At 45.2% G+C, this 13,042-nt stretch carries 6 protein-coding genes; all 6 read right to left on the reverse strand.

Annotated elements, in window-relative coordinates; all coding sequences use genetic code 11:
* Nucleotide 1: 1 nt before the first annotated feature.
* Nucleotides 2-3,205, reverse strand: coding sequence for a SusC/RagA family TonB-linked outer membrane protein (locus tag CLV25_RS00130; protein WP_207895564.1), 3,204 nt, complete (start codon nucleotides 3,203-3,205; stop codon nucleotides 2-4).
* 555 nt (nucleotides 3,206-3,760) lie between these two features.
* Complete coding sequence (locus tag CLV25_RS00135; RefSeq protein WP_131837600.1) at nucleotides 3,761-4,978, reverse strand: glycoside hydrolase family 88/105 protein; 1,218 nt, start codon at nucleotides 4,976-4,978, stop codon at nucleotides 3,761-3,763.
* A gap of 37 nt (nucleotides 4,979-5,015) precedes the next feature.
* Complete coding sequence (gene pelA, locus CLV25_RS00140) at nucleotides 5,016-6,032, reverse strand: pectate lyase (RefSeq protein ID WP_243649573.1); 1,017 nt, start codon at nucleotides 6,030-6,032, stop codon at nucleotides 5,016-5,018.
* Nucleotides 6,033-6,389: 357 nt separating this feature from the next.
* Complete coding sequence (locus CLV25_RS00145; protein WP_131837602.1) at nucleotides 6,390-10,415, reverse strand: hybrid sensor histidine kinase/response regulator transcription factor; 4,026 nt, start codon at nucleotides 10,413-10,415, stop codon at nucleotides 6,390-6,392.
* A 320-nt stretch (nucleotides 10,416-10,735) separates the two neighbouring features.
* Nucleotides 10,736-11,737 (reverse strand): ornithine carbamoyltransferase, encoded by a 1,002-nt coding sequence (gene argF / locus CLV25_RS00150; protein ID WP_131837603.1) that lies wholly within the window; start codon nucleotides 11,735-11,737, stop codon nucleotides 10,736-10,738.
* Between the two features lie 127 nt (nucleotides 11,738-11,864).
* On the reverse strand, nucleotides 11,865-12,857 hold the full coding sequence (gene arcC, locus CLV25_RS00155) for a carbamate kinase (protein WP_131837604.1): 993 nt from the start codon (nucleotides 12,855-12,857) through the stop codon (nucleotides 11,865-11,867).
* Nucleotides 12,858-13,042 lie beyond the last annotated feature (185 nt).

The following is a 13,042-nucleotide window of genomic DNA, read 5'->3' on the forward strand; positions in this document are numbered from 1 at the left end:
ATTAGAAAGCCAAGTTTACGCCGAAAACAAACTGACGGCTCTTGGGGTATGCAGAATAGTCTACTCCTGGAGTAAGTGCTGTTTTACGGCGAGTTGACACTTCAGGATCGAAACCGCTGTAGTTAGTTAGGCAGAATAGATTGTACGCGGTTACATAGAATCTTAGGTTGCTCATCTTAACCTTTTTAAGAAGCTGACCAGAAAGATTGTAACCTAGCGTTAAGGTGCTTAAGCGAAGGAATGAGCCATCCTCAACTGCCCAATCACTAAAAATAAAGCGACCTGTATATGGAGACCACATCGTTGTATTGGCATTCATCTCTGCAAGCTTCGTAGGATCGTTCACAAGGTTTCCTTCAGAATCCATGTTCGTCCAACGCTTTCCATCGGCCATGATATCAATCATATTACGGTATTGGAACTTGCTCGACGAGGTAAATTCGATCTTGTTAGCATTGTAAATGTCGTTACCATAGCTCCAGTTAAATACTGCTGATAGATCGAAACCTTTGTAACGGGTATTAACGGTAAATCCACCAGTGTGCTTCGGATTGGCATCGCCAATAATAGTACGATCCTTAACGTTGATCACGTTGCTGTTATCGCTGTTATCCAAATCCTGCAGCTTCATTGAACCAGGACGAATAGTGCCAACAACAGCACTGGCATCAGGAACTCCTGGCTTTAGAATCCACTTCTTAGTTGCTTCATCATAGCCCACAAAATCGCTCACCTCGTAACGGCCGGCCGATTTGTAGCCGTACATCATGCCTACAGAACCGCCTGTTGCAATCCAAAAATCGTTACCAATGTCAGTAGAGGCCCAAGTCGATTCGGCGCCAAAATCTTTCATAACACCCAGGCTCTTTATTTCGTTGCGGTTAAAGCCTATGTTAAAGTTGAAGTTTAGACCAAAATCCTTTTTATCAACGGCAATCCAGTTTAGCGAGATTTCAACTCCCTTATTCTGAGTTTCTCCCATGTTACGGTATTGGATATCGTATCCGGTTCCTGCAACAGGAAATGCAATAAGCAAATCCTTTGTAGTGTTTAAGTAGAATTCGAACGATCCTGTTAAGCGTGATTTTAGCAACGAATAGTCGATACCAATGTTGCGGGTATAGGTAGTTTCCCATTTCAAATCGGGATTTGCCATTGTTTTGGATGGCGCCCAGAAGTTTCCTGTTCCGTTAATCCACTCTGTATTGGTTGATACAAATACTTGGCTTAGTAAGCCCGATGGAATGTTGTTATTACCAGCAGTACCATAACTAAAGCGAATTTTCATGTCGTTCAACCAACTTTCGGACCATTGCATAAAGTTCTCGTCGGATATACGCCAAGCTGCAGCGGCTGATGGGAAGTACCCCCAACGGTTACCCTTTGCAAATTTCGATGATCCATCGGCACGGAAGGTTCCCGATAGGATATATCGTCCCTTGTAGTTATAGTTGACTCTACCAAAGAAGGATGTTAGGTTGTCATCTGGGTAGTAGAAATTGTCGATAGACGATGCGACACCTTGCGAGGTTAGCTTAAATGCTTGAGTAGCGTTGAAAAGCTTAGGAAGACCATGAACCGTATTGCTAAGCTGCTTTGCGCTGGTATGAAGTAGCTCTTGTCCTAAAAGCATGCTTACGCTATGATCGCTTCCTAGCCACTCCTTGAAGTCGTAGTTGATGGTATTGGTATTTCTAAAGCGTTCGCGACCGTTATCGGTAAGGATGGCAGCAGGAAGCCCTTGGTTTTCGCTTGCTGGTGCATTCTTAACATAGTAGGTAGAGCGGCCGTAAAAGCGCTCCTCGTTGGTTTTGTACACGTCGAGTCCGACTTCCGATTTTGCTGTAAAGTTTTTGAAAACCTCCCATGCAGCGCTAGCCGAAGCGTTGTAGTTTATGCGGCGTTGCTTTTTGTCGTTATCAGCAATAGCAACATTAGGCTTGGTTAAATCGCCAAATGTTTCCTCGTCGGTGTCATCTGAATTTCCAGAAGTTCCAAGTGGAATTGGGGTATAAATTACGGTATGCTTCAGGCGGGAGTCGGCCGAAGACGCCTCGTTTTGCTCGTTAAGCCCACCTCCGTTTACTCGGGTATCCGAATAGCGGAACGAATAGTCAAGAGTAATTTTTTTGTTTGGCTTATGGTTCAACTTTAGGTTAAAGTTGCTTCTATTAAAGTCAGAACCAACCATAATGGCCTTATCCTTTAGATAAGAGTAGCTAAAAGCATAGTTAAACTTGTCGCTACCACCGGTAAGGCTAAGGTTGTGGTTCATCGAGTAGCCAGTACGCCCGTATATCTCATTCTGCCAGTCTGTGCCAGTAGTATTCTGGTAGGATGATAGGTTGCTATAGTCGCCGAAATAGTTGGTATAGCTTGTCAGATCATCCTTCAGAAGAGCCAACTCGTATTGCCACTTGGCAAAATCGTAGGGCTGGAGCACGTCTAGCGTTTTTGCAATGCTCTTAACCCCATAGTAGGCGTTGTACTTAACCGACATCCTACCTTCCTTACCCTTCTTAGTGGTAACAATGATAACGCCATTAGCGCCTCGAGCTCCGTAAATGGCGGTCGAAGATGCATCCTTTAGAACATCAATACTCTCGATGTCGGAAGGGGCAATATCGTTGATTCGATCTACCGGAAATCCGTCTACAATATAGAGCGGGCTATTGTCTCCGGTTATCGAACCTCCTCCACGTACGCGAATCTTCATTTCGGCATCCGGAGAACCTTCTGTTGAGGTTATCTGAACACCGGCTAAGCGTCCGCTCATAGCTTCAAGGGCAGATGCAACAGGTATTGCCGCAATAGCCTCCGCCTTAACAGAGGCTACCGATCCGGTAATGTCACGCTTTCGCTGAATGCCGTAGCCAATAGCAACAACCTCCTCCAGCTGTACAGAAGAATTCTTCATCACTACGGTAATCTGCTTTTGCCCTTTTAAAGGAACATCTTGGTTCTGCATTCCAATAAATGAGAATCGGAGGATTGCAGTGCTTAAATTTTTCACCTTAATCTTAAAGGTCCCATCTATCGTTGTAGAGGCACCAACAGTTGAACCCACCACCTGAACGGTTACGCCAGGAAGAAGTTCTCCTTTTTCATCCTTTACCACACCACTCACCTCTTGAACTTGAGCCATAGCGCTCGAAATCCCAAAGAAGGCAAGAAGTAGTAAAAGCTTAATCGAGATGTGTTTCATTGTTGAAATTTAGTTTTGTTAGGTTTCACTTTTTTGCCGACAACTAGCAAGTAAGCTTCATGTAATAGTCCTCCATTTTCATGGATTTTATGGATGCAATATAGGACGACATTCACAAAAGGATGGGTGTGTTTTATCCCATTCAAGGGGGTAAAACGTCACATTCGTAACATTTCTTAACGTCATAAAAACACCATAAAACCATGTATAAGTAACACTTACACACATACCCCATCCTTTTAGCTAACAAAACCAGCAAAAAAAAGCATCGAATTTTCATCTCCTAATAATCGATCATAATATACGATTATCGATACGAATGCCCCTCCCTTTATCTTGATTATACACTATGCCTGAACAGCAAAAATTCGATTTAGTATTATAGTTGAGGAAAAGTTCTTGTTTGCTAGTTTACTACATCATATTTTAGGTAGACTAATAGTGTGGATTGGGCTGCCGCTATAAGTTTCTGCCGGCTCTCCAATGCACAAGCAAAGGGGTAACCCAGCATTCGCCGAGCTACCCCTTAAGACTAGAACTAACGTACCTAAAAACCTATCTTTTCCTATCGCAAATCGACTCTACCTCTAGGCTTGCCATTATGAATGGACCAACTCCCTTGGGGTCATTATCGCGCTTTTGTTCGTTTATGTAGTACTCGTACGAGCCATCCCTATACGGATTTTTCCCTCCGAGGCCAGCCACAGCGCAGCAGCTGGTAAGGCTAATTGTTCCATCGCTATTCTTAACGATAAACTGGTTAAGGATTCCTTTATACCCCTTTTTAGCAACCTCTAGGTACGATTTATCCAGATAGCCCAAGCGTACCCCCTTATACAAGGCGTAAACAAACATCGAAGATGCGGTTGCCTCTAGGTAATTTCCTTGTCGATCACCCTGATCGAGCACCTGGTACCAGACTCCAGTTTCCGTATCTTGATACTTTTTTACTCCAGCCGCAACCTGATTTAAAATGGAGAGAAGTTTTTCTCGTCCGGGATAGTCCGAAGGAATGCTGCTGAGCGCATCCACCAGCCCCATGGCGTACCAGCCCATGGCTCTTCCCCAAAAGTTGGGCGAGCAGCCCGTTTCTTTGTTGGCCCAGCCTTGCTGCTTTTGCTCGTCCCATCCGTGGTAGTTTAGCCCCGTTAGACGATCGTAGGTGTACTTGTTTACCAGTTCAAACTGCCTTATAGCATCGGCAAAGTCATCTGGCCTGTTGTACTCATTGGCGTAGAGCGCATAAAATGGCGCCCCCATGTAAAGGCCATCGAGCCACATTTGGCTGGTGTATATCTTCTTGTGCCAAAAACCACCTTCGGATGTTCGTGGGTGCGTATCAAACTGATGGCGCAGCAGGTCTACCGCCTTTTTATACTTTTCAACTTTTGTCTGACGGTATAGGTAAACAAGAAACTTCCCAGGATTCACCCTGTCTATATTGTACTCCTCCAGCTTATAAGTGGCAATGTCTCCCGATTCGTTGATAAACTTATCCGCAAAACCTTTTGCATAGTCGAAAAAATGCTTGTCGCCAGTGCTATCAGCGAGCTGTAGCATGGCTAATGCCATTAATCCCTGGGTATAATCCCACTTAGGCTCCGAAACAAAGTCCGCCATCCAAAGTTCCTTATGGCGCTTCATTTCCGATTGTCCCATTAAAACAGAGTACCGGGTGCACTTCTTTTTAGGTTTTGCTGCTGTAGATGGTAAAACAATGCCAACTACGATGGCCAGCACAACTCCATAAGCCATAAATCGTGTCCTTTTCATATGTTCCTAGAAGATTGAGGTATTAAGCTGCGGCCCGCTACTTTTTTGCCTTCGAAAGCTTGCGCAGCCATTTTTCGTACTTTGGGTATAGCTCCTGTGGCCAATCGCCATACCATCCATATCCAGTTCTACGCTCGTAGCCTATTTCGGAGATGTCGTACTTTTTCACTCCATCTCTGTCGCAGACAAACGGACGCATATCATCAAGATTATAGAAGCGAGCCCATATAGGAGCAGCAAGTGAGTCGTCAACCAAGCGGCGGTCGCGCTTGCCCTCCGAGTTTGTAAAGGTTTCGAGCTTCTTACCGGTAATTTTAGCCCTATCAAACCATGCCATTGCACTCTTTACAGCCCTAATAATTTCGGGAGAAGGATTGGAAATGTTCATAAGCAACTTGGTAATCTCGGCCGATTCCAGCCCCGAAAATGAAGGAAGCTCGTAGGCACGTGCCTTTGCAGGTTTCAACGTTTTTTCGTCGTGCTGGGCGCACCATACGGTAGGAGTGCCATCCACAACTATTTGAGTTTTAAGAATGCAGTCAACACCTTTATCAAACATCTTTCGTGCGATGCTCGCATCGGATTCCGTTGTTATCTGTTCGAATAGAGCATCCCTGTCTGCCAACTTCTTTAAAAGGATCATAACGTTAACCATTGCATTATCGTTGTAGGTGATATGAGTATAATACCCCTTCCGGTCATAAAACTGAGGCCATCCACCATTCGACAGCTGCATCTTTTGAAGGAATTTAAAACCCTTTGCAAAGGCTTCGCGGTATGCAGGATGCTTGGTTACGTTGTATATTCTTGCTAGGAAAGCCAGTTCGGTAGTGGTTGCACCATTATCGATGGTGGCATCTTGGGTTAGCTCCTTTTCATCTTCTATGGCAGCTTCTTGAGGGATGCTAAGAGAATCGGACATTCGGACATTCTTGGGCCATCCACCACAACTACGCTGGTAAAGCAGTATGTTGTGGGCAATACACTCGGCCTCCTTGCTGCCGAACCATTCTACCGGTTTTTCCTTCACAAAGCTACGCCATTCACGCGCCATTTTAGGGGTGTTATGAGTGTCTTTTTGTGCAACAGCCGGAGCAATTGCTACTAAGCAAGCGCTAATTATAATTGCAGTCCTGGTTAAATAGATATTTTTAAATCTCAGCATCGCTATTCTCTTTATAAGATTTCTGCGGATAGTCATTTCAAAGGAATTCCCTTCGAAGCAGGCTCCTGCATATGATGCGAATATCTTACATTTCGGTCTTCCTAAAGCATCATTTTTTCCCAATCTGCGAGGGTAAACGTAACACCATCATCTCCTTTTGCCCGTTTGAGGGAGCCATTACCGTGTTGTATACACCTGTTTGTCAAAAGTAAGGCTGCAGATCACTCAATCTACAGACCTAATCTTCTACTCCTTTTTGTCGTTTTTAATTTTTTCGAGATAGCTCGATGGACTCATGCCGTACACATCCTTAAAGCATTTTCTGAAGTGAGCTATATCCCTAAAGCCAACAGCATAAACCACCTCCGATATGGTGATCTTATTCTGCTCTAACAGTTGAGCGGCTCTACGTAGGCGGATGTCTCTTATAAACTCTTTTACGGTCATGTTGGTAAGAGCCTCAAGCTTGCGGTATAGCTGCATTCTGCTAACACCAACTTCCGAAGAAAACAGTTCAATGTCGAGATCAGGCTCAGCCATATACTTTTCCACCACCTCTACTGCTTTTCTCAGGAATCGTTCGTCGGGCGAAGTAATTGAGATATTGGTAGGCTGTAGCAGAATTTCTGTTTTTAGTTTATCGCGTAGCTTATTACGAAGCAGCAGCAGGTTGTCTATTTTGACGTTAAGTATTTTAACATCGAATGGTTTTGTGATATAGTCGTCGGCACCTGCAATAAGGCCGTTCATCTCCGATTCCTTAGAGTTAGCAGCGGTTAGCAGCACCACCGGAATATGGGAGGTTCGCTCGTCTTTCTTTAGCTTTCTACAAAGCTCCTGTCCATCCATTACAGGCATAATCACATCCGAAAGCACCACCTCTGGAATGTACTTAGCAGCTATATCAAAGCCTACCTTTCCATTCTCAGCTTCCAAAACGGTAAATTCGTGCTTAAAATGCTCGCGGATAAAGGCTCTAATATCAGAGTTGTCGTCTACTACCAAAAGGTACTTTGCCGATGCAGCAACCATCTCCTGATCCTCTCCGAGTCGGACTGATGCTTCCTCGCCTTCGACACCCTTACGAACTTCATAATCCTCAAGTATCGGGAATCGTACGGTAAAGGTGGTCCCTTCGCCCATCTCGCTCTGCACATCTATATCGCCATGCAGAAGCTTAACAAACTCCTTTACTATAGACAATCCAATGCCTGTTCCGGTAACTCCTTTTGAGTTTGCGGCCTGAAAGAAGCGATTGAAAATATTGTCTATGCTATTATTGGGTATTCCCATTCCTGTATCGGATACCGATATTTCGTAGCAGCTTTTTGTGCCAACATCTTCAAACGTGTAGGAATCCTTAAGCAGCAGGCTTAGCCGAACCTCGCCACCCTGCTTCGTAAACTTGAAAGCGTTAGACAAAAGATTATTCACAATTTTTGCCATTTTGTCGGCATCCATCCAAATGTTAATCTCCTTTTCGGGGAAATCAACCACAAAGCGAATACCCTTTTCTGCCGACATAAAGTTGAATGGCTGTACTACACCCTCAAGGAATCGTACCAAATCCCCCTTGTCATAATCGACATTAAGCTTACCCGTCTCCAACTTCTTAAAATCTAGAATCTGATTTACAAGTTTCATCAGGAGCTGGGCATTATTTCGTACCATGTTAAGTAGCGCCCTATCGCCATCGCTCAACGATGGATTCTCCATAACCTTCTCTACTGGACCAACAATAAGGGTTAGAGGGGTTCGTATCTCGTGCGAAACATTCGTAAAAAACTGCTGCTTCATGGTATCTATTTCGTGCAGTTTTTTGGCTTTTGCCTTCTCGAATATGAGCTTATTGCGAAGATTGGCCCTATTGGTTAGGAACTGAATAACGAGGATGACAACGGCAATGAATACGAGTAGCATTAATCCACGAAACCAAATTGTCCCCCAAAACGGTGGTCGTATTTTAACGGTCAAAACAGCGCCCTCTTCGTTCCAAAGCCCATCGGAGTTAGAGCCTTTAACTCTAAACTTGTAGGTACCAGGGGCAAGATTCGAGTAGGTTACCGAGGTGGCATTTCGGGCATCAACCCAACGATCTTCGAGCCCTTCGAGCTTGTAAGAGTACCGATTCTTATTGGCCTTAGCATAGTTTAGGGCCGCGTAGTCGAAGGTAATCATGTTTTGGCTATGCCTAAGCGTTACCTCTTTGGTGGTGCAAATACGCTTATAGTTTGCTCCATCGTCGGTTTCAATCTTTAGAGGCTCGTTGAATATGCTGACGTTAGTAATTACAATGGGAGGTCGATAGCTGTTGGGCTTTACCTGCTTTGGATTAAAGATGTTGAATCCGTTTATGCCTCCAAAAAGGAGCTCGCCGCTTCGTGTTTTGGCAAACGCTCCATAGTTAAACTGGTTGTTCTGCAAACCGTCAACCCGATAGTAGTTCATAAACTTGTGGCTGGCCTGATCGTAGCGCGAAAGTCCATTGGAGGTGCTCACCCAAAGTCCGCCTACACCATCATCGACTATGGAATAGGTGAAGTCGTTTGCAAGACCTTCGGCTTCGGTTAAAAATCCTTTTACGCCTTTCTTCTTGTCGAAAATGGCAAGTCCATGCCCTTGAGTAGCCAGCATAAAGGTATTGTCCGAAAGCTTAAAAAAATCTCGAACAACCTCGTTGACAATGCGCTTTGTACCAGTTGTAGGGTTGTATATTGCCAAATAGTCGTTCGATCCGAACCAAATATCTCCGGTCGAATCTTCGCCAATCCAGTTAACCTGCTTATTCCCGATAATATCGCCTCTAGAGATAAAGCTATCCGATACCGGATCGTAGAGGTCTATGCCTTTATACGACCCAACCCAAATACGCTTTCTACTATCCATAAAGGTTATCCACACCCTATTATCGCTTAATCCACCTGCTTTACCGGGAGTTGCAACGTAGGATTTTAGCACCCTTTTAGAGCTGACATTTACAACGCTAATGCCACCCATGTAGGTCGATACCCAAACATTTCCGCGCTCATCGGGCATAAACCATTTTATACAATCCGACTTTAAGCCGCTGTTCTTTTTGGCAATAGACGAAAATCTTCCGGTTTTTCTGTTTAGGATATTGATGCCCCCACTCTCTGTTCCTAACCAAACTTCGTCGTTGCCCGATGGCCAAATGGCGTATATTTCGTTATCGTTCAGCCCATCGGCCTTAGAGTTAGACATAGAGTAGTGCTTAAAGTACTTCTTCTCGTCGATTAGGTAGCTAACCCCTCCCCGTGTGCCTACCCACAGGTCGCCTTTGGCATCAACAAAAAGGCTAAGAATGGAGCTCTGCCCCAGACTTGTTTGCTCTTCGTCCTCGTGGCCATAGTAGGTAAACTGTTTGGTTAATGTGCTGTAGGAATATAGCCCAGCTCGGGTTCCAAACCAGTAATCGCCATTCTTATCCTGAGTTATTGCCTTAACGGTTTGCGATCGATCCTGACTTGGATAGGGGGCAAATTTGCTGACACTTTTATAGTCGGCATTAACGTAGTACACGCCGCTATTGTAGGTTCCAACCCATATTTTTCGGTACGAATCGGCATATAACGACCAAACTTCGTCGGTAAGGTACGACTTTGCACCAGCGCTTACCCTTGTAAGACGCCTATTGAGGGGATTGTAGGTAAGCAATCCTCTATCTGTTCCTACCCATATAATCCCACGATGGTCGATTAGGATTTTTTTTATGTGTCCTACTGCAAACTGCGAATTCTTGAACTTTATAAAGGTTGCCTTAAGCCCATCCTCCGATTGTACTAGCTTATACAAACCACTATCGCATCCTAACCAGATATTTCCATCCTTATCCGACCTTATTGAGTTTACAGATATTCCATCAAGCCCCTTTATGGTAACCGGCTCAAACTCTTCAACCCCATTTCGTAGCCTGTAAAGTCCACCCTTCTCTACGCCTACCCAAATAGCACCATCTTTATCCTGAAAGATATCGCGGATTAGCCCATCTGTAGGGTTAGTTCTACCCTTTGCCTTCATTTTAATTTGCTTAAAACGCTGCCCATCGAAGCGGTTTAAGCCATGGCTTGTTCCTATCCAAATCCAGCCATCGCGATCCTGAAAGATGGATTGAACCTGGTTGTTAGAAAGCCCCTGCTCTTGAGAGAAGTTGTCGAACCGATACTGCGAATTTCCTCCTGCCTGTGTACCGGTGCTGGCCAACACCAAGGCAAGGAGGATGCTTATACTAAAAAGTCTTGCAAGCAATTTCATACATTCCAAATATGAGTTGTAAAGCTAGCGAATATTACCTGCAAAAGAATAATTTAAAATCACAATCCACAGTGGTATTCTTCCCTTTTTTAGATAAAATCACCTTGAAAGAGTCGGCTGCATTAGTTGTTTTGCAGCTCATTACATAAGGAGGCGTATATACTACATGCCCAGAATGGGTAGAGGCTACTTTGATGTTGAAGAAAAAGGATTGTTGGACCTTCCGAATTTGAGCAATAGCGAGAGCAACTTGGATATTTCCTGCATAAAAAAAGCGCCCCTTTATGGAGCGCTTTTCTATACTATCTAATAAGGTTTTCTTAGTTACCCAATGTAGCAACCATTACGGCCTTGATGGTGTGAACGCGGTTCTCTGCCTCGTCGAATACGATTGAAAGTGGAGACTCGAATACCTCTTCGGTTACTTCCATTTCGGCAAGACCGAACTTTTGGTACATTTCTTCACCTACAACAGTTTCGCGGTTGTGGAATGCTGGTAGGCAGTGCATGAACTTCACGTTAGGGTTACCGGTAGCACGGATAACGTCCATGTTGATTTGGTAAGGTTTAAGAAGCTTAACGCGCTCTTCCCATACCTCTGCAGGCTCACCCATCGATACCCAAACATCGGTGTAAACGAAGTCGCAGCCTTTAGCACCTTCTTTTACATCTTCGGTAAGGGTAATCTTAGCGCCAGTTTCCTTAGCAATCTCGCGGCATTTAGCAACGAGCTCCTCCTCTGGCCAGCATTGCTTTGGAGCAACGGCACGGAAATCCATACCCATCTTAGCAGCACCTACCATTAGTGAGTTGCCCATGTTGTTGCGGGCATCGCCAAAGTAGGCAAAGGTTACCTTGCTAAGAGGCTTATCGGTATGCTCGCGCATGGTTAGGAAGTCGGCCAAGATTTGAGTTGGGTGGAACTCGTTGGTAAGACCATTCCATACTGGCACACCCGAATATTCTGCAAGTGTTTCAACAATTTCTTGAGAGTAGCCACGGTACTCGATGCCGTCGTACATACGGCCAAGAACGCGTGCAGTATCTTTCATAGACTCCTTCTTGCCCATTTGCGAGCCAGCAGGGCCTAGGTAGGTTACATGAGCACCTTGATCCATAGCGCCAACCTCGAATGCGCAGCGGGTACGGGTAGAATCCTTTTCGAAAAGAAGAACTATGTTCTTACCCTTCATGGTTTGCTGTTCGGTTCCTGCGTACTTTGCCTTCTTAAGGTCTGCAGCTAAATTCAATAGGTAGTCGATTTCCTTTGGGGTGAAATCTAGAAGCTTAAGAAAGCTCCTATTTCGCAAGTTAAAAGCCATGTTATTAAATTTTATGGTAGATCGATTTGCCTATGCAAGTAAGCAAATTGTTACGACCTACGCCATTCTACTTGTCATTATTTTTCGTTCCTATAGGCGTTTGCCTACGAGCCTTTGGCAATGCCGCTTAGCAGCTGCAGCCAATTGTTTTATCCTTGGCGTCGTACTCCATGGTAATCTTAGAGCCGTACTTCTTATCCTCGAGCTTGGTTGCTTCGGTGATAATGCTCTTTTCGCCGCCCAGCTCAATAAACTTAAGCGCAGCACGAATCTTTGGAGCCATGCTACCTTCGCCAAACATGCCCATGTCCAGATACTTCTTGGTATCGTCGTAGTTGAGGAACTCAGCAATTTGCTGGTTAGGCTGCTTGTAGTTGAGGTAGATGTAGGGAACATCGGTTAGGATGTAGAACTCGTTGGCCTTGATGTTGGAGGCCAGAAGCGCCGATGCCGAGTCCTTGTCGATAACCGCTTCGGCAGCACGAAGGGTGCCCTCCTCGTCGTAGTACACAGGAATTCCACCACCGCCCGATGCGATTACGATGAAGCCTTGATCGGCCATGCTCTCGATAACCTTTTCGTTAAGGATACCCTTAGGTGCTGGCGATGGAACCACACGGCGCCATCCGCTGCCGGTGTCCTTTACCTCTTCCTTAAACACCCAGCCCTTGCTTGCAGCCAGCTTGTCGGCATCCTCCTTAGAGTAGATGCGGCCAACACGCTTGGTAGGATTCGAGAAGGCGGTGTCGTTGATGTCCACCAAAACGGGGGTTACCAGGGTTACCACCTCGCGCTTGATGTTGTGCTTGTGCAGCACGTTGCGTAGGGCGCGCTCGATGATGTAGCCAATTGAGCCTTGGGTATCGGCCACGCAAACATCCAGTGGCATTTGGGGTAGGTTGTACACTTGCTCGCCTGCATCGTTCTGAAGCAGCGCATTGCCTACCTGTGGACCGTTACCATGGCTGATCACCAGGTTGTAGCCCTGGCGAAGTAGGAATACAATGTTTTCTAGGGTGTCGGTTGCATTTTGTTCTTGCTCTTCGATGGTTCCCTTTTGGTTGCCCCGAAGCAGCGCATTTCCGCCAAGTGCAATCACTGCTAGCTTTTTTGTACTCATATATTTTTTCAGTAATAGTTATATAGGTCGTTATTAAGCCGAACAAGCGCCCTACGGAGCGCCAGTTCGAGTGGAGACCTACATCATCCACCGAGCGCCAAAATTATATTTTTTTAACTTCAAACAACAGGCTTTGGAAAATATTTGACGAAAAAAACGTCGATTTTATAGCTAAATATCGAAGC

Origin of the sequence: Acetobacteroides hydrogenigenes, from assembly GCF_004340205.1 — a bacterium.
Lineage (GTDB): Bacteria > Bacteroidota > Bacteroidia > Bacteroidales > ZOR0009 > Acetobacteroides > Acetobacteroides hydrogenigenes.